General features: G+C 35.6%; 21 protein-coding genes and 1 pseudogene. 18 read left to right on the top strand and 4 right to left on the bottom strand.

The genetic code is table 11. From position 1 onward, the window contains the following. Positions 1 to 2: 2 nt before the first annotated feature. Positions 3 to 329: a helix-turn-helix domain-containing protein gene (locus tag RIV7116_RS08265; RefSeq protein ID WP_015117834.1), complete on the top strand. Its 327-nt coding sequence runs from the start codon at positions 3 to 5 to the stop codon at positions 327 to 329. A 105-nt stretch (positions 330 to 434) separates the two neighbouring features. On the opposite strand, the gene RIV7116_RS36365 is transcribed toward RIV7116_RS08265, so the two are convergent. From RIV7116_RS36365 to RIV7116_RS08250, 4 genes are all read right to left on the bottom strand, one after another. Continuing rightward, positions 435 to 587 carry a hypothetical protein gene (locus tag RIV7116_RS36365; RefSeq protein WP_232435776.1) on the bottom strand — a complete coding sequence of 51 codons (153 nt, stop codon included), beginning with the start codon at positions 585 to 587 and terminating at the stop codon, positions 435 to 437. A 489-nt stretch (positions 588 to 1,076) separates the two neighbouring features. After that, complete coding sequence (locus tag RIV7116_RS08260; RefSeq protein ID WP_015117833.1) at positions 1,077 to 3,104, bottom strand: ATP-binding protein; 2,028 nt, start codon at positions 3,102 to 3,104, stop codon at positions 1,077 to 1,079. A gap of 64 nt (positions 3,105 to 3,168) precedes the next feature. Beyond that, on the bottom strand, positions 3,169 to 3,543 hold the full coding sequence (locus tag RIV7116_RS08255; RefSeq protein ID WP_015117832.1) for a hypothetical protein: 375 nt from the start codon (positions 3,541 to 3,543) through the stop codon (positions 3,169 to 3,171). A 22-nt stretch (positions 3,544 to 3,565) separates the two neighbouring features. Next, positions 3,566 to 4,903 (bottom strand): DUF4157 domain-containing protein, encoded by a 1,338-nt coding sequence (locus RIV7116_RS08250; protein ID WP_015117831.1) that lies wholly within the window; start codon positions 4,901 to 4,903, stop codon positions 3,566 to 3,568. A gap of 379 nt (positions 4,904 to 5,282) precedes the next feature. Between RIV7116_RS08250 and RIV7116_RS08245 the strand changes: the two genes are divergently transcribed. From RIV7116_RS08245 to RIV7116_RS33710, 17 genes and pseudogenes are all read left to right on the top strand, one after another. Continuing rightward, positions 5,283 to 5,873, top strand: a complete 591-nt coding sequence (locus RIV7116_RS08245) for a DUF4255 domain-containing protein (protein ID WP_015117830.1) — start codon at positions 5,283 to 5,285, stop codon at positions 5,871 to 5,873. A gap of 17 nt (positions 5,874 to 5,890) precedes the next feature. Beyond that, positions 5,891 to 6,283: a carboxypeptidase-like regulatory domain-containing protein gene (locus RIV7116_RS08240; RefSeq protein ID WP_015117829.1), complete on the top strand. Its 393-nt coding sequence runs from the start codon at positions 5,891 to 5,893 to the stop codon at positions 6,281 to 6,283. A 71-nt stretch (positions 6,284 to 6,354) separates the two neighbouring features. Continuing rightward, entirely contained in the window at positions 6,355 to 7,800 is a 1,446-nt protein-coding gene (locus RIV7116_RS08235; RefSeq protein WP_015117828.1) for a phage tail sheath subtilisin-like domain-containing protein, read from the top strand. A gap of 162 nt (positions 7,801 to 7,962) precedes the next feature. After that, complete coding sequence (locus RIV7116_RS08230; RefSeq protein ID WP_015117827.1) at positions 7,963 to 9,087, top strand: phage tail sheath subtilisin-like domain-containing protein; 1,125 nt, start codon at positions 7,963 to 7,965, stop codon at positions 9,085 to 9,087. 182 nt (positions 9,088 to 9,269) lie between these two features. Further along, a complete protein-coding gene (locus RIV7116_RS08225; protein ID WP_015117826.1) occupies positions 9,270 to 9,710 on the top strand; it encodes a phage tail protein in 441 nt (146 codons plus the stop codon). Positions 9,711 to 9,743: 33 nt separating this feature from the next. Beyond that, positions 9,744 to 10,106, top strand: coding sequence for a hypothetical protein (locus tag RIV7116_RS08220; protein WP_015117825.1), 363 nt, complete (start codon positions 9,744 to 9,746; stop codon positions 10,104 to 10,106). 14 nt (positions 10,107 to 10,120) lie between these two features. Beyond that, a pseudogene (locus tag RIV7116_RS37570) lies at positions 10,121 to 10,273 on the top strand (DUF6760 family protein); the annotation flags it as partial. 17 nt (positions 10,274 to 10,290) lie between these two features. Beyond that, positions 10,291 to 10,782, top strand: a complete 492-nt coding sequence (locus RIV7116_RS08215) for a phage tail protein (protein ID WP_015117824.1) — start codon at positions 10,291 to 10,293, stop codon at positions 10,780 to 10,782. A 90-nt stretch (positions 10,783 to 10,872) separates the two neighbouring features. Beyond that, positions 10,873 to 12,186, top strand: a complete 1,314-nt coding sequence (locus RIV7116_RS08210) for a hypothetical protein (protein ID WP_015117823.1) — start codon at positions 10,873 to 10,875, stop codon at positions 12,184 to 12,186. Beyond that, positions 12,183 to 12,836: a LysM peptidoglycan-binding domain-containing protein gene (locus tag RIV7116_RS08205; protein WP_015117822.1), complete on the top strand. Its 654-nt coding sequence runs from the start codon at positions 12,183 to 12,185 to the stop codon at positions 12,834 to 12,836. Before RIV7116_RS08210 ends, RIV7116_RS08205 begins: the two co-directional genes overlap by 4 nt. 12 nt (positions 12,837 to 12,848) lie before the next feature. Further along, the gene (locus tag RIV7116_RS08200) at positions 12,849 to 13,913 is read left to right on the top strand and encodes a phage late control D family protein (RefSeq protein WP_015117821.1); all 1,065 of its coding nucleotides are present in this window, start codon (positions 12,849 to 12,851) and stop codon (positions 13,911 to 13,913) included. Continuing rightward, positions 13,910 to 14,593, top strand: coding sequence for a phage baseplate assembly protein V (locus RIV7116_RS08195; protein WP_015117820.1), 684 nt, complete (start codon positions 13,910 to 13,912; stop codon positions 14,591 to 14,593). Before RIV7116_RS08200 ends, RIV7116_RS08195 begins: the two co-directional genes overlap by 4 nt. Continuing rightward, positions 14,593 to 14,979 (top strand): GPW/gp25 family protein, encoded by a 387-nt coding sequence (locus tag RIV7116_RS08190; RefSeq protein WP_015117819.1) that lies wholly within the window; start codon positions 14,593 to 14,595, stop codon positions 14,977 to 14,979. Before RIV7116_RS08195 ends, RIV7116_RS08190 begins: the two co-directional genes overlap by 1 nt. A 198-nt stretch (positions 14,980 to 15,177) precedes the next feature. Continuing rightward, positions 15,178 to 18,378, top strand: a complete 3,201-nt coding sequence (locus tag RIV7116_RS08185; RefSeq protein WP_015117818.1) for a baseplate J/gp47 family protein — start codon at positions 15,178 to 15,180, stop codon at positions 18,376 to 18,378. A gap of 41 nt (positions 18,379 to 18,419) precedes the next feature. Continuing rightward, entirely contained in the window at positions 18,420 to 19,358 is a 939-nt protein-coding gene (locus RIV7116_RS08180) for a hypothetical protein (RefSeq protein WP_015117817.1), read from the top strand. Next, positions 19,339 to 20,946, top strand: coding sequence for a phage tail protein (locus RIV7116_RS08175; protein ID WP_015117816.1), 1,608 nt, complete (start codon positions 19,339 to 19,341; stop codon positions 20,944 to 20,946). Before RIV7116_RS08180 ends, RIV7116_RS08175 begins: the two co-directional genes overlap by 20 nt. A gap of 16 nt (positions 20,947 to 20,962) precedes the next feature. After that, entirely contained in the window at positions 20,963 to 22,192 is a 1,230-nt protein-coding gene (locus tag RIV7116_RS33710; RefSeq protein WP_015117815.1) for a hypothetical protein, read from the top strand. Positions 22,193 to 22,212 lie beyond the last annotated feature (20 nt).

Raw genomic sequence — 22,212 nt, 5'->3', positions numbered from 1 at the left:
TTATGACTGAAGAAATAAAGGTTCAAAAAAGTAGTGGAAATGTATTTGCTGATTTAGGTTTAGCCAATCCAGATGAATTACTTGTTAAAGCAGAATTAGCACGTCAAATTAGCAAAATCATAACTCAACGAAACATCACTCAAGTAGAAGCCGCACAATTATTAGGAATTGACCAACCAAAAATTTCTGCTTTGATGAAAGGTAAATTATCAGGTTTTTCAACCGAAAGACTTTTCCGTTTTTTAAATGCTTTAGGTTGTGATGTGGAAATTGTAGTTAAGAATAAACAATCAAATTCTGAGGCTAAAACCAAAGTTTGTATTGATTAAACAATAGTGTTTTGATAAGTACAATAAAATTATTAATTTATTTTGTGACTCCATTGCACCGAAGGTAATAAAAAGCAATGGAGTATTCGTTTCTTTTAATTATAATCAAGCTTTTCCCTTTGTAGACTTTTGATTGCTCGCTAAACTTGCATGATATTTTTCAATTGCTCGGTGATGGGCAATTGGGTCTTGACGATTATGAAACCAATCTTGAATAAGTTCTAAATTATATCGAATACAACGACTATTTAATTTCACTATTCAATAAATTTGGGGGGAACTTCCCAAATTTGGTATGACGAAGAACTCCGGGGTATGGGACGAACCTTCATTCTTCTGCAAACACCAACCAGATGAACACGGGAACCCCTGATATTTTGACTGCTATTAGAGGTCAAATACTATTAGCAAAGTTTAGCGTAAGCGAAAACCGATAGTCAACAGGGAAGAGGATTCTAGAAAAAGCAAATGGCATCACGACGAAATTCAACGGGAAAGTCCACAAGGATATAACCGGATGTATAGGTTCCGATATGAATCATACCGAGAGGTAGCGCACATCTAGAAGGTGTATTCGGAATATTCAATGATGAAACGAGGAATTAGTACATCATATAAGCTTGCACAAGAAAAGGAGGGAAAGGTCTGAAAGCATTATCTGACAAGACTTATAATTTTATTCAGCAAGCCCTAATTACGAATTACGAATTACGAATTATGCTCACAGATTCTATCCGTGAGAGAACGTCAACGCAACCCTAAATATTTACCCAAATCCTTATCCCGCAGAATTTGCCCCATTTTCTGATATTCCCGACGCATTGCTCGGACTAAATGCACCATTTCAATTACTCCACCATCATCTGCTGCGAAAAAAGCTGCACTTAATGCAATATTACGAATATTAGCCCCTGTGATTTCAAAATTTTGTGCTAGAAATTCTAAATCTAAATCGGGGCTACATGGTGCGTTTTCTGGGAAAGTTCTCTGCCAAATTAAGTGACGATGGTTTGTATCGGGTAGCTGAAACTCGATAATAAACCGCAGTCTTCGTTCAAAAGCTTCGTCCATATTACTACGAGCATTTGTAGTTAATATTGCAATCCCTTCGTATTCTTCCATTTTTTGCAGCAGATAACCCACTTCGATATTGGCGTAACGGTCTCTAGCGTCTTGAACTTCGGAACGCTTGCCAAATAAAGCATCTGCTTCATCGAATAAAAGAATGGCATTTGAATTTGCTGCTGCGGTAAAAATGCGGTTGAGATTCTTCTCCGTATCGCCGATGTATTTACTCACTATTTGCGACAAATCAATTTTATATAAGTCTAGCTGTAAATGAGCAGCAATTACTTCGGCTGCCATTGTTTTTCCGGTACCCGGAGTTCCAGAAAATAAAACGTTTAATCCTTTGCCTAGAGATAATTTTTCTGCAAATCCCCATTGTTGATGAACTAAGTTTTGATATTCTGCTTCTTTGCAAATATCTTGTAATTGCGTGAGTTGATTTTGGGGGAGTACGATATCGTTCCAACTGTATTTCGGTTCAATTTTACGAGCGAGGGTTGTTAATTCGTGACCGGATTGAGAACGAGCTGCACTACATAAACTATTAAAAATTTGATTATTAAATTGATTGTCTAATCGCAAACGAGCGGTATTACTAGCAGTAGCAACAGCATCAGCTATTTGTTTCGGGGTGAGACGAAAGCGATTGCTGATTATTTCTAATTCTTTATCTTCAAGGATTATTTCTGCTGCTCTTAGTTGATTTACCCAACATTTTCGTCTCTGTTCCGATTCCGGAATAGTAAAGGGAATAGTTATTACACCTTTGATATCTGTTGCTGTGGGAATCCAATTTTCTATTCCTGCAAGGATTGTAATACTGCGATTATTTTCTAATTGTTTGAGAAAGGATTGATAATAAACTTTATTTTCTGGGATATAAAGAATATCGAAGTTATCTATATATAGTAAACGATTAAAAAACCAAGCTTCTCGGAATAAAAGCTGTAAATTTAATTCAAAATTGGGTTTATCTTCTAATATTTTTCCTAGGTCTGCAACTAATAAAGGAATTTCTAAAGTTTGAGCCAGCATTTGAGCGGTACGGCGTTTCCCTAAACTGTCAATTCCTTGAAAATAAAGCAGTAAAGGTTGTTTTTGCCAATCTTCTTTGACGATGGTTTGTAATTGATTTTGTAAATCTGCCTTGAGATATAAATTATCAATAAATTCAGCAGAGGGGTTTTGTTCTAACAGTTGACAGCAAGAAACGAGTCGGGAATCTAAATCGTGTTGGTTTAGCAATAATCGAATTACTTGACCATCAAGGATGAGGTGTTGAGCAAGTAAAGTTGCTTCTGAGGAGAGATGGAGTAATTTATGGTGAATTAAGGGAGAATTAGTAGAAAAATGCTTTCGTCTGGATAATTTTTCGGGAATGCTAGAACAAAGTAAACTAAATACTAAATCTACAGTTGGTCTTTTGTGGTTGATATCATCTTGAAGATAAACATAAACTCTTTCGTATTGTTTATCTAATTCAGGAGCCAGGGCAATTGTTAATATATATAGGTCGAAAGTTGATAAATTAAAAGTGTTTTGTAACCAAGCTAAGAGGGAATCTTCACGTATTTTGATTGATGTTAGTTTTGGGCATGTTTCAGGTGATTGTGTTTTTTCTTTTGCTTGGATGATGAGTTGGTCTAATATTTCTAGGAAAGGTTGTAAACCGTTTAAATCTAGGATTACTTCTGCTTTTTTATTCAAGTTTGGGTAATGTTTGTTCAAAGATTAATAGATTAATTTTCAGTTTTTAGCTGGGTTTCATGCTTCAATTCAACCTATGCACTGGGAGCGCGTGTAATGTATTATCTGGATCTACCCAATAAAACTCTAAATCAGGGGAAGCTAGTTGTTCCAACTGTTCCGATATTAAAAATTCTTGCTGATAGTTGTTACTTAAGGGTGGACTAACCAATTTTTGAAATGCTCTGATTAAAAATTTGCCTTCCTTGAATTCCAACTCAAATTTATAAACTTCTTTTGCAGAGTTTCTTAAGCTATGTGTAGTTTCAATCTTGAGAAGATTAGCTTCCAATTCTAGCCTTGGTTTGTGTTTTAACTCATCGAGTTGAACTGGTTCCTTCCCTAAAAAGATACCAGCACTCTCTAAAGTTCCGAGCAATATTCCTATAAGGTTATCCATAACTAAAAATCTACCTGGATAATTATATACTTGAACTTCCAGAACTCTTACTTACGCTGCTACCTACGCTGCTACCTACGAGACCGCTACCGAGGGCACTGTTTACACTGTTACTGGAAAAACCGGCACTGCTGCTAGATGTGCTACTAGCACTGTTGGCGCTACTTCCTCGATTCGCGGGAAGCACCCCGGTTGTGCCGCCGTTTGCTGCTACTATACCTACACCCAATGCACTGGGATTCGGAATAAATCCTAAAGATTTGTACGCAAGCCTTTCCTTTGTAACTGCTCTCCATCCCCGCGCTGCAAAAGAAGAACAATTATTGAGGTATGTCCATTTATCATTAGCTGCAATAAAGTTATTTAGATTACCTAAGTCAGTATTATCGACATCAGTGGCTCTTTCGGCTCTAGCGTTTCTTCCACATTCAAAGTTACGATTATAACCGATGTGATCTGTGTTTCCCCAAGTTCCATGAGTCACTTCTCCTCCTCCTGTAGGGGTATAGGACAACCAGGCATGTCCGGCTAACAGGGAAGAGCCAATATCACTACTTTTAATCTTCAATATTCCAACAGTAGGCCCACCTCTGAACTGAATTGCTCCCGATTGCTCTTTCCTTTGTAATACTCCCATTTCCTTGAGTTTTTCTTCAGAATCTTCTGGAAAGCTGGTTTCTTGGCGCTGTAGTACGGAAGCTGAACCATAGTGTTTTTGCAGTTGGGTGGTTGGAAGGCTCGATTGTAATGCTTTAGCACCCATTACATCAGCTTCTCTTTCCAAGGAGGAATCATTGTTAATCGCGGCTCCCTTCATCTGTAAAGTCGGCTTTACCCTTCCTTGCTTTTGCTGCACCACATGCCATGCTTCATGGGGTAAATGCCGTTCCTGTCCCCGTCCAACGTGAATATCAGTTCCTTGTGTATATGCCAAAGCCTGGAATTTACTAGGCTCAGAGGAATTGTAGTGAACCTTCACATCATCCATCGCTATCCCAGAGATATTTTCAATTCCTGCTTTCAAGTTATCTGGTAAGCCAGTTTTATTTTCTAGCTCCACCTCAGATACATTATTATCTTTCCCCTTCATCTGTATCGCTGCATCTCCCCAAAGCTGACCGGAAATTCCCTTAAATTCAGGTACCCACTGCTTACCCGTCAACACTTCCCCTGTTGCTTTCGTCCCAATAGCACTTTCTAATTGCTGTTTTTCATCCGCATTGATGCTATTTACATCTTGTTGCGCTCTTTGTACCACGGAAGATAAGGAACCATAATTACGACTGGGATTAATATCTTTACTTTCTGAGTGTGAATTAATCGGAGGTGAAGTTTTCTGGGATATTTCTTGACGGTACATGGGTTATCTCCTGTATTCGATTGGGAATTTAAATCGAAAAGCGCTACTTGAGTATATTGAACTCTGTTAGGAAAAGATTTTACGTATCTATTCTATAACGTAATTTGTACTGTAGCTTATTAAATAGATTGTTTATACTGATGAGTTAAGGCTCAACTTAATTTTTACTAACATGGTGTCTTATAAGAACGGCTAGCAGCATTCTGAAAAGATAATTCAATAATTATAATATCTGTAACAAGTGCAATCATTCGCAATATTTATTGATAATTATTTATGTCTCAAAAGCTTATTCTTATATTAAACTAACTGTAGTCTTTTGAAAAATTGCTAATTCTTCCTAATAATTCACAACTGTATTTTTAAAAATACTTAGAAAATGCTTGATGCTTTAGACGCGACTTTAGAATTGTTATTAAAGCAAGAGCTTCCATCTGATATTCCGTCAGAGGACACGGAGGTTTTTATCAGTTTTGATACACCCTATCAAGGAGCTATTAAGCAGAAACCAGCGATTAATTGTTTTCTTTATGACGTACAGGAGAATTTAGAGTTACGTCTCGGGACCTGGTCTGTGGAGCGTCAAAGTAATGGTAAAGCAGTTAAAAAACGTCCTCCTGCTAGGGTTGATTGTTCTTATTTAATTACTGTTTGGCCTCAAAATGAAGATGATATCCAGACAGAACATCAACTGTTAGGAGAGGTAATGAAGGTGTTACTTCGTTATCGCAGGCTTCCAGAAAATTTCGTTGCTCCTAATTTTGAAGGACAAGAAGTTCCTTTAAGGGTTCTTAGTTTGCGTCCCAGTAATTTACAGAGTTTTGGGGAATTCTGGCAAGCTATGGGGGGAAAGAATGGAACTAAACCCAAGGTTGTATTGCATTGTACGGTGACAATTTCTGTTCCTGTGTATGAGGCTGAAGAAGAAGTGGGATTAGTTGGTGTTTATCAGCCAGAGGTCAGTGAGTAATGTATGGGTAACGGGTAATGTTGAAAACTACTTTTACTAGTCCACTGGTTGCTATTGCAGGTCGAGTTGTGGAGGAAAAAACGGGAAAGGTTGTTGCTGGTGCTATGGTCAAAATTATTGAAATGCCCGATTTTTTTCAAACTAAATTATCTTTGAAGGCATTACAATACGGTGAAAAATGGGAAAAAATGCCCGAAAGAATTGACCGCAAAATCACAGCTATTGATGGTTATTTTTACTTTGTAAATTTACCTCCAGGGGATTATGTTTTAGAAACATTTTTACCTACAAATGTATCTCGCTACGATAAAGTTGAAAGCAAAGTAAAAGTTGCTAATCCTATTGATAATAAAATTCCCACGACGATGATGGATGATATTGTTCTTTCATTTAAGAAAACACAAAAATAAATTGAAAATCTGGTAAATATAAGTTTCCTTGAAAGTAGAAATAGCTAGCTAAAACTTAGGAGTTAATCTAAATGCCAACTTATCTTTCTCCCGGTGTTTATGTAGAAGAAATTGCTTCTGGTTCTGCTCCAATTGTAGGGGTTGGTACTAGTATTGCGGCTTTTATTGGTACGATTAATGCTAATGCTTGGTCGTCAAATAACGCTGCGACTACATCAACAAGGTCTGTCGGTAGCGCAAGAACTCCCGTTGAAATTGGGGAAGGTGAAGGTGGAAATCGAAAAAATTATCCGCTACCTCCAGGAGATTATCCAGTAGTTCTGAATGAGGGAACTTACGGTTTTTTTGTTGGTGGAAATTCTGTCGAATTAGATGATGAAAATCCAATTACCAATAATGATACAGATAAATCTACAACAATAAAGTTTAGCGAACCTGTAGCTTCAGGGGCAGAAATCACCGGATATTATCAAGTTGAAATACCCGTACAACCAAATCCAATAGATCCAAATATTGCTCAAGAAGGGGAAATTAAACTTTGTACGAATTTTACTGAATTTAAGAAATTCTTTGGTGATTTTCTGCTTCCAACTGATGATACTAAAGGTCAAAATACTTTAGCTCATGCGGTTTACGGGTTTTTCAGGAATGGAGGAACTCGCTGCTATATCACCTGGATAACTGGGGAAAGCGAAGTTAGCGAGGTTTTGGATAAATTTGAAGCTATTGATGAGATTACCATCGTCGCTGCTCCAGGAAATTTGAGCTTAAGAGATGATATCAAAGACCATTGCGAAAAAATGGGCGATCGCATTGCTGTTTTAGATAGTGATGAAACTATCGATCTGGGCAGTACGGGAGTTGTTGACACTCTCAAACCTTTCAACTCAGAATATGCAGCTTTGTATTTTCCTTGGATTCAAGTGTTTGACCCTGGTAGCAATAGTAATATTTATGTTCCTCCCAGCGGTCATATTGCAGGAATTTATGCAAGGGTTGATGGACAAAGGGGAGTACATAAAGCTCCTGGGAATGAAACTATTTTGGGAGCCTTAGATTTAAAATATAATCTCAGCAAATCCAAACAGGATGGACTCAACCCTGACGGAATCAACTGCATTCGTAAATTAAACGGTAATATTCGGGTTTGGGGTGCGAGGACTTTGGGTGGTGATGCAAATACAGAATTTAAGTATGTAAATATTCGCCGTCATTTTAACTACTTGAGAGATTCCATTGATAAAGGAACTCAGTGGGTGGTTTTTGAACCGAATACCCCAGAACTTTGGGCAAACATTCGCCGCAATATCAGTGCATTTTTAGTAAACGAATGGCGACAAGGAGCATTATTTGGTACAACACCAGAAGAAGCTTTTTACGTAAAATGCGATGCAGAAACCAACCCTCCAGAAGTCCGGGATTTGGGTCAAGTGGTTACTGAAATTGGTGTAGCAGTAGTTAAACCCGCAGAATTCGTAATTTTCCGTATCAGTCAGTGGGATGGTTCGGGACAGTAGAGTTTTGGAAGTAGCAAGTAGTAAGTAGCAAGTAGCAAGTAGCAAGTAGCAAGTAGCAAGTAGCAAGTTAATAATTATTTCTCCTTGTCCCCTTGTCTCCCTCTCTCCCTCACTCCCTCACTCCCTCCCTCCCTCTATTAAATAATCTTCGTGGTGAATTTGATGCAGAATTTAAAGCCAAAAATCCCAGGTGTTTCTCTCAATCATATTGTTCCGACACCGGAATCTGAATTGTTGACGGGAGTTCCAGTTTTTTTTGGTTTGGCTTCTTCAGATAATAATGAACCAAAAAAGCTAACTTTAAGAACTCAGTTTGACCAGTATTTTAGTCAGATCAAGGGAAGTCAGAGTCAGGGATATTTAAAAAATGCCATCAAAGGTTTTTTTGAAAATGGAGGTCGTCTTTGTTATGTCGTAGCTTTAGAAAATAATAGTCTTGATACTTTGAAACAAGCTTTAGAAGCAAGCGAATTACTAGAAAATACTGATTTAATTTGCGTTCCCGATATCATGCTTGCAAGCAATGCTGATGAAATTATCAAAATGCAGCAAGCAGTTTTAGAACATTGTGAATATGTGGGAAATCGCTTTGCAATTCTTGATGCTTTGAATGTCAATGATGTGGAAAAATTAGATTGGCAAAGAAAGGAATTTTCGAGTCACTATGGTGCATTATATGCCCCTTGGCTAAAAGTCGAAAATCGTCCAGATTTTATTCCTCCTTGCGGTCATGTTGCTGGAATCTATGCAAATTCTGATACTACGGGAGGAGTACATCATGCACCTGCCAATATAGAGCTTGAAGATGTAATAAATCTGAGTATTTCCTTAACTCCCACAGAGCAAGAACAATTGAACCCTAAAAATCAACCGGGAATCAATTGTATTCGTAGCTTTCGGGGAAGGGGAATGCGGGTTTGGGGGGTACGTACTTTAAGTCCTTTACCTGAATGGCAATATGTCAACGTGCGTCGCTTATTTATAACTTTTGGACGCTGGGCAAATTTTAATTTAGCAGATACAGTTTTTGAAGCAAATACTTTCTCTTTGTGGATACGATTAGAAAGAGAATTAAGCGTTTATTGTGAATCTTTATGGCTACAAGGTGCGCTTAAAGGTACTCTTGGGCAAGAGGCATTTTATGTTAAATGCGACGAAGAAACTAACCCTCCTGAAAATAGAGAAATGGGACAGGTAGTAGCAGAAGTTGGTTTAGCTCCTACAGTTCCGGGGGAATTTATTCAACTTTTACTAGTTCAAAGTAGTAGCGGAATTAGCATTAAATGAAGGAAGAAAGAAGAAGGCTGGAATATCTATGGGGATTTAAACAAGGGGCTTCAAAAGTCAAAAGTCAATAATTTATTATTACCAATTACCAATTACCAATTACCAATTACCCATTACCAATTACCAATTACCTATTACCAATTACCTATTACCTATTACCAATTTAAGGAGATAATCTGATTATGCCGACAATTTCTAACCCCCATGACCCCTACTTTGGTTATAATTTTTGGGTTGAATGGGATGGTATCGTTCATGCTGGTTTTCGTGAATGCAGCGGCTTAACAGCTACTCGCAATGCAACAACCTATAGAGAAGGTACCGATAGAGCATTAAATCAGCGTCAAATTCCTGCATTAAATTCTTTCGGAAATATCACCTTAAAACGGGGAATTACTGATAATCAAGAACTTTGGGAATGGCACAAAAAATTACAAAGTGGGGATACAGATAGACGTAATCTTTCAATTATTTTGGCTGATGATAGGGGAGAAGAAAAGCTTCGCTGGAATTTAGAAAATTGTTGGCCAACTACTTGGAATGCTCCGGATTTGAATGGTACTTCTGATGAAATTGCCATAGAAACTTTGGAATTAGTTCACGAAGGTATTACTGTTGGTTAGTATTTTTTTGATTAGTTTTTTTGAAGTAAAATCATGCAGCAAACTGAATTTCCTTTTATATTGCCTCAAGGGTATCTTGATTCGGAAGGTAACAGTCATCAAGAAGGTATTATGAGACTTTCTACTGCTTATGATGAAATTACCCCACTTAAAGACCCAAGAGTGCAGAGAAATCCTGGTTATTTAGTGATTATTCTGTTAGCAAGAGTGATTACTAAATTGGGAACTTTAGACCAAATTAATACCAAAATAATTGAGGGTTTATTTTCAGGAGATTTGGTTTATTTGCAGGATTTTTATCAAAGAATTAACCAAAATGGTCATAGCCGTCTGCGGGTAGCTTGTCCCCATTGTGAAGGTGAATTTGAGGTAGAAACTATTCCGGTGGGGGAGTAGTTTGCTACCCACCAGAAAGACTCAGGGAGGAGGTAGCTTATCTTGCTTATCATTTTCATTGGTCTTACGAACAGATAATGATAATGGAACATCAAGAGCGTCAGCAGTGGGTTGCTCAAGTAGCGCAGATTAATCAGCGACTAAACGAGCAAAACAACAATTCCTAAATTTAACCGGAGGTGGTATGAATCCTAAACTTATCGGACTGAATGCAGTTTTAGCGGCTGGTTCTACAGCGAGTTTTCTGGGACACGATCCCTTTATGGGTTATAACTTTTTGGTTGAAATTGGTGGGGTTGTTATTGGTGGTTTTAGTGAAGTTAGCGGTTTAAGTAGCGAAATTGAGTTGGAAAGTTATCAAGAGGGGGGATTAAATGGCTTTGTACATAAATTTCCCAAACATACGACTTATCCGAATTTGGTTTTAAATAGAGGATTAATTAATATTGATTTATTTTATCTTTGGTACGAAGCAACAAATCAAGGATTAATTCAACAGTTAAATGGTACGGTTATTTTACTAAATAATCAGCAAATTCCCGTGATGTGGTGGAGTTTTAAAAATGCATATCCAGTTAAATGGGACGGTCCACAATTGAATGCTAGTAATGATGAAATTGCTGTGGAAAAAATTGAACTGGTTCATCAAGGAATTTCTAAATTTGGTAGATTTTGATTTTTACATAACATTGCTTTTAATATCCCTGAAAAAAATCAAGATGAAATTGGTTTAGAAAAATAATTGATAAAATGAAGCGATAAAAAAATGACAGATGTTTCCTCAAATTGGCAAGATTCCTTAAATACTGGTTTACTCAATCGGCTGAATCGTCCCTTAAATCAACCGGGGATGATGAAAATATCTATGAGTCAGCGTATCATAAATCGTTGCGATCGCCTTTTAAATCGTTTACCTCTTCTAGGTCAACAAATACAACGTTGGGGTAATGTTAATACTGGTGTATCTAACGATGTTCCTATTGTTTATGCACAACCTGTTTCAGCAACCAATCAATCGGGAATAGAAAGCGGAGAAAATAAATTTACATCAACATCTCCTGTAATTCAACGAAAAGAAAAGCCAATTGATAATATTACCCCTTCTCTTAATTTAGAAAATCAAATTAACCAAACTTCTATCTCTTCTTCACAAATTCCGGTTGTTTCATCCCAAGCAATATCTGAACAACTAACAGAAAGCGAAGAAATGCCGTTACAATCGAATACCAAAAAAGAGAATAATTCTGTACCTTTAATTCAACGAAAGTCAGATAATTCTCAATCTTCGACAATTAAATCAGTTGATAACATCAAAAACTCAGAAAATATTACCCCTGCTCTTGGTTTAGAAAATCACAATAATCAAATTAATCAAACTTCTATATCTTCTCCACAAATTCCGGTTGTTTCATCCCAAGCAATATCCGAACAAATAACAGAAACCGGAGAGATGCCATTATTACAAAGTTTTATAAGTGCTTCTCAACAACTTCCTATTGTTCAAATCAAACAACAAAATTCAGATTTATTCTCATCCCAACTCCCAGTTACTAATCCTTTAAATACTTTCACTAATTCCAAACAAACTCAACTAGAAAATAATTCCGAAAATATTATTTATAGCAAACAAGAAAACTTAGGGACTGAAATTAATTTAACAAATCTACCCATAGTAACTACTCAACCTTCAACTGATAAAAATAATTCAATAAAAAAAGAAACATCATTAAATAGAAATTATTCAAATTCTCAAAAGAATCATCATCTTCCCGTAGTCACTATTACTCCATCTATTAATACCCCTGAAAGAAATCAATCTTTACCTTTAACAAAAAATTATTCCTCATCGCAAATAACTAATAATTCTCAACCCAACTTATCGAATAATAATTCTTCTTCACTTCCTAAAGTATTACCATTACCTTCACCACCAGCAGAAACTATTGTTTCTCCCTTGGCTAATCAATCAAATTCCAACAATTTAAAAAAGATAGATGTAGATACCATAGTTAATCAAGTTGAGCGCAAACTAATGCGACGTTTAGTAATTGAAAGCGAACGTAGAGGGAAAACTCGATGACATTAGAAAAATTAACTATCAAAGCTGAAAAAAATAATCCCGGAGATTTTGCGGATGAATTCAAAGTTTTATTTAACCCAAACCAAGTGGAAATAAGCAAAACTGGGTGGATAATGGACAAAAACAATCCGGTAACTTCCAAAGAATTAACTAGACTCAGCCTGGAATTATTTTTTGACACCACACTTACAGGAATTCCACCTGAAAACGTCCAAAACTATACCCGCAAAATTTTTAGTTTGACTCAACCCCGGATTGGAAAAAATTCTAAACGTCCTCCTCGCTGTCAGTTAATTTGGGGGACTATTTCCGGTAAAGATAGCGTGTTATTACCCGATGGTTTTTTAGAAAGTGTCACTAAAAGACTTACCCATTTTCTAGAAGATGCTACACCCGTGAGAGCAACTTTAAACTGTACATTTAAAGAGTGGAGAGAACCGCAAAAAAATGCGAAAATTGAGAATCCAATTGATGATCCTGTAAGAATTGTCAAACGAGGAGAAACTTTAAGTAGTATTGCCACTGAAGAATATAACGACCCTTCTTTATGGCGTATAATCGCTGAAGAAAATCGTCTCATTAATCCCCGAAAATTAAATCCCGGAATGGTTTTAACAATTCCTCCTTTACGAATTAATAGTTTAACTTAGAGGAATTAAATCATGCCAAATGATGCTTCTTTATTAAACCCTAATTTACAAATTTTGATTCAAGGTAAATCCCTTAGTTCGGGAATAAAAGCCGATCTAGTTTCGGTTACGGTATCCGAGGATTTAGAAGCTCCGAGTATGTTTGAATTGCAATTAGTTACTTGGGATTTGGTAAAACAAGAAATGACCTGGGTTGATGACAAAACATTTGATATTGGCAATGAAGTCGAAATTCAAATGGGATACGAGCAAGAAATTAAAACTGTAATGGTGGGAGAAATTACAGGATTAGAACCAGAATATACCCAAGATGCAAATCCAATATTAGTAGTAAGAGGTCACGATTTACGTCATCGTTTGTTGAGAGGTCATCATACAAAATCATTTTTACAAATGAAAGATAGTGATGTTGTTAGTCAAATTGCTAGAAGCAGAGGACTGACACCAAAAGTTACTGATAGTAAAGTTAAATTAGAATATATTTTACAGCACAATCAAACAGATTGGGAATTTTTACAAGAGCGAGCGGGACGTATTGGTTACGAAGTGATGGTAGACAATAAAACTCTTTTTTTTCGTCCTCATAATAATAGTAAATCTAAAATTTCAACTTTGACTTATGGAGAAGGTTTACAAGAATTTTTACCTCGTTTAAGTACTCTGAGCCAAGTACATAAATTTGAAGTCAGAGGTTGGATTCCTCAAGAAAAGAAAGAGATAGTAGGAAATGCTAGTGTAGGAAAAGAAGCTGGATTAATGGGAGGTTCAACTTCTGGTGCAAAAACCGTTAAAAAAGCCTTTGGAGAATCGAGTTATACGATAGTTAATCAAGCTGTATCGAGTAAAGCTGAAGCTGATGGCATGGCATTAGGACAGTTTCAAAATGGGCTGCTTTCTTACATTACTGGTGAAGGAAGTTGTCAAGGTAATCCCGATTTACGTGCTGGGAAGGTAATTGAAATTGCTGGAGTCGGGACAAGATTTAGCGGTATTTATTATATCACCAGTGCAAAACATATTTATTCGAGAAATCAAGGTTATCAAACTTCGTTTACTGTCAAGAGGAATGCGATATGAACGGATACGATTTATTACTTGATAATAAACAAAATAATCATTTCCCAGGTGTCACAATTGGCATAGTTACTAATAATAAAGACCCAGATGGATTAGGAAGGGTGAAAGTAAAATTCCCTTGGCTTTCTCAAACAGAAGAAAGCTATTGGGCTAGAGTTTTAACCCCAATGGCAGGAAATGACCGGGGGATTTACTTTTTACCAGAAATTGACGATGAGGTTTTAGTTGCTTTTGAACAAGGTAATATGAATGTTCCTTATATTTTGGGAGCTTTGTGGAACGGTAAAGATAAACCACCTGTAAAAAATGATGATGGTAAAAATAATCAACGAGTGATTAAATCTCGTAGCGGTCATCAGATTATTTTAGATGATACTGATGGAGAAGAAAAAATTGTGATTCAAGATAAAACTGGTAATAATCAAATTTTGATTGATTCCAAAGATAATAAAATGAATATTACAGTTGAAAAAGATTTAACTATTGAAACAAAAGGAAAAATTACTTTAAAAAGTAGCGATGATGATGTTGCGATTGAATGTAACAATTTATCAATAAAAACTAAAGAAAATTATCAATTAGAAGCCGGTAACAATTGTAATATTACAGCAAAATCTGGTTTAGGAATTAAATGTTCTGCTGGGGTGAAAGTTAATGATGGTTCCTTGGAGGTGATGTAGTGGATGTTGATTTTTTAGGGGTGGGATGGACTTCACCGGTTGAACTTGATGAAAACGGTCAAATAAAGGTAGCAAAATATGAAGATTGCGTCCGTCAATCGATTTGGATGATTTTGAGTACATCCAAAGGAGAACGAGTCATGCGTCCCAATTTTGGCTGTAATATTCACGAGAAAGTTTTTGCTCCCAATAGCTTAGGAACGGTGGGACAAATTGTTAGTGATGTCCGAGACGCTTTAATTGAATGGGAACCTCGAATTGATGTTTTAGATGTAGATACAATTCCCGATTCAAGTCAACCAAATTTAATTTTAATTCAAGTTAATTATCAAATTCGCACAACAAATAATATTTTTAATTTAGTTTATCCTTTTTATTTACAGTAATTTGTTATACCAATTCTGTATGAGGCTGCGCTCAATCGCTCTCACTCTGAAAGAGTGGAGCTACTGATACAAAGCCTACCTGCGTAGGCTGAATTCGGCGCATCTTTATAAAGAAATGATATTAGTTGTTACTCATTACTCATTACTCATTACTCGTTTTACTTAGTTTATTAAAGTATTTGATTAAGGTAATTAATTATGACTTCTTTACCTCCAAAAATTGACCAGCGTACCTATGAGGAAATTGTTGAGCAAACTGAAAAATTAGCCCAACAATTTACCCATTGGAAACCTGCTATAGAAAAAGTTGATGCAGGAGATGCATTAATTCGCATCTTTGCTCGGATGGTAAAGTTAATTGGTAATCGTCTCAATCAAGTACCTGAAAAAAATTTCTTAGCTTTCCTCGATTTAATCGGGGGACAACTCAAACCACCCCAAGCAGCCAAAGTACCTTTAAACTTCTATTTAGCAGAAGGAAGTCCCCTAGATGCTTTAGTTCCCGCTCGTACCCAAGTTTCTGCACCACCAGTAGAGGGTTCGGACGAAGAAATTGTCTTTGAAACCGATAGGGAATTGATAGTAACAACAGCACAATTGCAAGCGGTATTTGTAATAGAACCTAACAAAGATAACTATAGTAACCGCACTTTAGAAGCAATAGGACAGAAAGATGCTGCTTTCCTCGCTTTTGAAGGGAATCAAGCTATCAAACATTCTCTTTATATAAATTGTCCGGAAATCTTTAGTTTACCGGAATTAATTGATTTTAAACTGATTTTTTCTGGGGATAACGTCAGTCAATTTTCTAATTCACAACTTAATTGGTTTTACTGGAATGGTTATAAATGGGAAGAAATTGAAACTCCTGATTTTGATAGCAATAATCAATTTACATTTTCAGATTTACCGATTTCCACAGCTTTAGAAATAAACGGACAACAAGCAAAATGGCTGAGAGCAAGTTTAACTAATATTACTGATGCTGCTATAGCTAATAATTTACCTCTAGTTACCAATATTCAAGGCAAAATAGAAATTGACGAAACCGAATTAATACCTGATATTTGTTTATTTAATAATAGCCCTTTGGACTTGACAAAAGATTTTTATCCTTTTGGCGAACAGCCAGAATTAAATGATACATTTTATATAGCTTTAGACGATGATTTTATTAAGCCAAATATGAATATCATCATTAATTTGGAGTTAAATCATCAACCAGTAGTAACAGATAATTTACAAATAATATGGGAAATTAGTAACGGTCAAGAATGGCGAAAAATTAAAGAGTCAAATAATATTCAAACAGAATTAGAATTTCCCAACTTAGAAAATATCCCATCTCCGGGTACTGTAAATGGAGAAACTCGTTATTGGCTGAGAGCTAGAATTAATCAAGGTAATTTTGGTAGCCCAAGCAAAACAAGAAAGTATGCTATTTATAATGAAGTTGCCATAGTAAATAATAGTCCTAGTAATCAAGAAATAAACATTATCGGAAATGCTAGCGATTTTCTCAGTACAAATGATATTGTGCGGATGGTATGGATAGAAAATAATACAGAGAAACGAGAAGAATACCAAATTGAAACAATTCAAGGAAGTACCTTCACAGTATCATCAAATATAAATCCTGAAGCGAGAAAAAAGGGAACCAAAATTTTCCGTAGAGACACTATTACAGAAACAATTCCTCCAACTTACGACCCCCCTCTGATTAAATCATTAAAATTAAGTTACAAATTTGAACTACAGGAAAAATCTATTTATCTTTCTAATAACAATTATGAATATTCTGAGGGAAATGGTAACTTTCAACCTTTTACACCCACTTTAGATAAACAACCAACACTTTATCTCGGATTTGATAAATCTTTTGACAATAAAACAGTCACCCTTTACGCTCAAGTTGAACCACCATCACCAGAAGAATTATCGGCTGATATTCCATCGGAAACCGTGAAACCCGAATTAGTTTGGGAATATTCAAGTAATCACGGTTGGCAACTATTAGGAGTACAAGATGAAACCCAAGCATTTTCTCAATCGGGTTTAATTCAATTTATTCCACCCGTAGATTTCAGCCAAATACAAATCTTTGATAAACAATTATATTGGTTGCGAGTTCGTTGGAAAGATGGTGATTTTCGGGTTAAACCTCGTCTGCGTCGTATATTAACAAATACCACGTGGGCATTTCAAGCAATCAGTCTTCAAGAAGAGATTTTAGGTTCAAGTAACTCCGAAGCAAATCAAGTTTTTATTGCCAATAACAGTCCGATTTTATTAGGACAACAGCTAGATGTTCAAGAACAACAAATTCCTGTTGAACTAGAAGCAGATAGAGTTAAAGTAATTCAAGATGATGTCGGGGAAATAGAAGAAATTTGGGTAATTTGGCAAGAAGTACCAGATTTTTACGGTTCTGGTGCCAATCATCGTCATTATACTTTAGACCGACAAACCGGAGAAATTCGTTTTGGTGATGGGAGAGCAGGGATGATTCCTCCCAGAGGACAGAATAATATTCGATTAAATTTTTACCGTACTGGAGGAGGTAAACAAGGAAACATCTCTTCAGAAACCATTACTCAACTCAAAACTACTATTCCCTATATTGATCGAGTCATTAACCTCGAACCATCAGCAGGAGGTGCGGAACAAGAAACCTTGGAAATACTGAAAAAACGCGTACCAAAACAACTCCGTCATCGCGATCGCGCTGTTACCCTTGAAGACATCGAAGATTTAGCTTATGAAGCTTCTACTAATGTTGCCAGAGTAAAAGTTGTTACACCAGATTTGGCAACGGCAAACTTTAGTTCCTTCAATGAAAACCTTTGGTTAGATCCCAGCAACCCAGATATTTCTTTTCAAGATTTTCTTGACGAAAAAAAATCAATTCCCAAATATAGCGAATTTGAAAAGTTAGTGGAGGAAATTAACAATCGAGCAGGACAAGTTAAATTAATTATTCTGCCCTATAGTAGCAAAAATCAACCAATTCCCAGTTTAGCTTTACTCAAGCAAGTCGAAATCTATATTCTTTCCCGGTGTGAACCTACGGTAGATTTAATAGTCACTGCTCCCCAATGGCAAGAAGTCATCGTTAATGCAACTATAAGTCCTGTATCTCTCGAAGGTGCAGATATGCTGTTAAACAATATCAAACAACGCTTAGAAGCTTTTCTTCATCCATTGACTGGAGGTAAAGGGGAAGGATGGCAATTTGGACGCTATCCCCGTAAATCTGATTTTTACGCCATAATTCAATCTATTCCTGGAGTTAATTATGTTGATTCATTAGAAATATCATCATTAACAGATAATGTCTCATCTCTAAATGCCGACACTTTAATATATTCTGGCAATCATACTATTAATTTAAAGTCATAAATAAATTTACAATTCCCAATGCCCTATTCCCATCTTAACTTATGCCCTTACCATTACCAAATCTCGATGACCGTACCTATGCTGACTTAGTAGAATCAGCAATTTCTCAAATTTCGGTTGAATATTCTGAATGGACTGATTATAACCCATCAGATACGGGAATTATTCTGATTGAATTATTAGCTTGGTTAAGCGAAATGACTCTTTACCGGGTTAATCAAATTGGTGATGAAAATTATGCCAGTTTTATCAGTTTACTTAAAGGAGAACAATGGAATTTACCTAATATTCCTGCTAAAGAGAGACAACAAAGTTTACAGTCGGAGATTAATAAAACCTTATTAGAATTACGTCAACGTTATCGGGCTGTTACGACGATAGACTACGAACAACTAATTATTGAAGACTGGAATACATCGTCAGATTCGACTTTAAAAATTGCGCGAGTTAAATGTTTAGCACAACGTAATTTATCTGAATCTAATACTGAAACAGTTGCTAAAGGTAATATTAGTTTAATCGTTGTTCCGGAACAGAATAGTCAAGAGAACAATAATAATAACAAATATAAAGAATTACTTGATTTTCTGAACGAACGAAAACTTTTAACTACTCGTTTACATATTGTAGAACCTTTATATGTATCGGTAGCCGTAACAGCGGAAATAGTAGTTCAAGATGGCACAAAAGCAGAAGAAATTAAAGAAAATGCCAAAAATGAAGTTAATTGGTTCTTTCATCCCTTGCACTCTGGAAAATATTGGGGTGGTAAAGGATGGCCATTTGCTAGAGGTATTTATCTATCCGAATTATATAAAATATTGGATGATTTAGAAGGTGTAGATTATGTTGAAAATTTACTAGTTAATAATTCAGAATCAGATATTGATTTAGCATATAACCAGTTAGTTAGCCTAGATATAAAAAATAGCCAGTTTACAATATTGGTAGAATTTGATAATGACCAAAAACCAATCTAAATTAGTTAGTAGCTATCAACAATATTTACCTACAGTTCTCCAAGAAGATGATTTCCTTGGTCAATTTTTGCTTGCATTTGAAAAAATACTTAGTGGAACAAGTAAAACTTCTAGCCAAGAGCAAATAATTACCAAAGAAACTCAAAATCCACCTGGGCTGGAAGAAATTATTGACAATATTCATCTTTATTTTAATCCCCAGCAAACACCAGAAGACTTTTTACCTTGGTTAGCAAATTGGGTAGCTTTAAGCTTAAGGAATGATTGGAAAGTAGAAGTAAAAAGAGAATTTATTCAACAAATTGTCGGACTCTATCGTTTGCGAGGAACAAAAGCAGGGTTAATTAAAATATTGAGTATTTATTTAAAAAGTTCGGGATTTGGAGAAAAAGTTGAGGTATTCGACCAATTTAAAAACTTTCCCTATTATTTTCAAGTACAATTAACATTAAATGACCGCGACCCTGAAAAATATTGGCGACAAGCTAAAATTGCAAAATCAATTATTGATATAGCAAAGCCAGCACAGACATTTTACTCCCTAAAAATTCTTGTGCCTACGATGCAGCTAACTAAGCCATCGCAGGTAATATTTCCTTTTAAATTGTTTGAATCACTTCAAAATCAAATATTTTTTATAGAAGTTAAAATTAATTTCCCAGAAAATAATGTTATCCCAGTTAGTCAATTAGCAAACCAGTTAATTATTCAACTCCAAGGTAATTTACAAGAAATTATCCCAGATTCATCTGAAAAAATTATCGATAATCAATCTTTTTCTGTTAAATATAAATTAAATTCTCAGCATATCATTGAAAATTTGTCAGACTTAAATGTTAAGTTATCTAATAGAACAGATAAAACTTTCATCGGTGATTTAGCAATCAAATTTTATTTTTATATTAATCAAATAGAATTTAGTAATACAGTACTAGAACAACCAATAAACTTATCAACTGTATTGAAAATATGTCGTTTAAATGGTGCCAAAGAAGTTATTGAAGGAAATACAATTATTCAACTCCAAGGTAATTTACAAGAATCGGGAATGAGGATTACCGAATATATCTGGACTCAACCTTATCAATTTCAAACATTTGCAGTACCTCCTCAGCAAGAATTGCATTCCGATTTAACTGCAATTATTGACAAAATTGAGCTAGAAGCGATTGTGAAGGTAAATCAACCGCAAGCAGTTACTCAAGATTTACTCAACAAAATCATAGTTCGATTTAAAGATGATATGTCTGAAGTTCATTTATTTACACAAGAAGCTACTATTGAAAATAATCAAATTACAATTAAACGTACCATTTATAATCAAAGAATTATCCAAAGTATAGATAAATTATCAGTTAACATCAAAAATATTAATAATATTGATATTGTCGGTCAAATAATTGTCCAAGCTACTTTAGAGATTAATCAGCGTTTATCTAGTTATAAATTATTAGAAGAAAACTTTAATATACCAGCTACTAGCCCCTTTAATATTTTAGAAATTTGCCGTAGAAATGAAGCTGGAGAAATTATTATAGGTGAAACAATTCCTACAATTTTAGGAACAACAAGTCAATCATTAAACTAAATCAAAGAACTGAAAAATGGCTAAAACTACTGATTTTACTAACTTTGCGACCGAACATCCTAACTATTTCCCAGGTCAATATCTATTAGAAGAAGACTTTGAACTTCAACACAAATATTTGAGCGATCGCCAACGTTACCGTAACCAGAGTCTTCATATTTCAGGAATTATTGAAGGGCTGGAAGTTGAAGTTACTCAAGGTCAAGAAGCGGTAGTAATTAAACCTGGTTCAGCTATAGATAGTCAAGGCAATTTAATTATTTTAAAAGAGAATATTACTTTTGCTGGTTTTAATGATATTACTAATGGCGAACTTTATATAAAATATCAGGAAGAAAAACAAAATCAACAGCAAAATGATGTAGATGAAAGCTACACTCGCAGAGTTGAAAAGCCTGTGATTGAATTTGCTGAAAAAAACCCTGACAATGGCGTAATATTAGTCAAAGTAACAATTTCTGAAGATAATATTACTCTCGATGATAATCATAGGGAATATTCAGGTATATCATTACCAAACTCTGATAGTAAAACTTTGACTCTTCGTGCTGGGGGAAATGCAAATCCAAACTTAGCTGTTTTGACAGGTAGTTTAAAGATTGATGGGGATTTAACTGTAGAGGAAAATCAGTATATTAAAGGTAGTTTAACTGTAAGCGGGGATATTTCCGGAAACATTAGTGCAACAAATATTAACTCTGGAGAATTAGCAGTAGAACGAATCCCTAATTTATCAGCTAATAAAATAAACTCTGGAGTATTAACAGTTCAACGCATCCCTAACTTGCCAGCTGATAAAATTACCTCTGGAGAATTAGCAGTAGAACGAATCCCTAATTTATCAGCTAATAAAATAAACTCTGGAGTATTAGCAGTTCAACGCATCCCTAACTTGCCAGCTGATAAAATTACCTCTGGTGGAGTATTTGCAATGCAAGGAAACTCCAATCTCCGAATCATTCGAGGACTAATTCGACCGTCAGGTTCACCCTACTCCGGAGAAGGGTTTAAGAGCGAAAAGAAAGGAAAAGGTATTTATCAAATTACTTTTGACCAAGAATTTTCGGACTATCCTGCCGTTATTGCAACTCAGGATTATCCAGCGTCCTCTACATCTACTACTGGGAATACTTTAGATAATGCGGTAGTTTCCTATATTAACCCAAGGTACTGTATCATAAAGTGCGGAAATAGCAAAGGTGACGCATCAGATCGATATTTTTCTTTTTTATGTATTGGTCTTTAATAACAGACCTCTCCGATAAT

Source organism: Rivularia sp. PCC 7116 (assembly GCF_000316665.1).
In the GTDB taxonomy this organism is placed as follows: Bacteria; Cyanobacteriota; Cyanobacteriia; order Cyanobacteriales; family Nostocaceae; genus Rivularia.
Note: the sequence above shows the minus strand (reverse complement) of the source record. Positions and strands in the feature narration are given on the sequence as shown.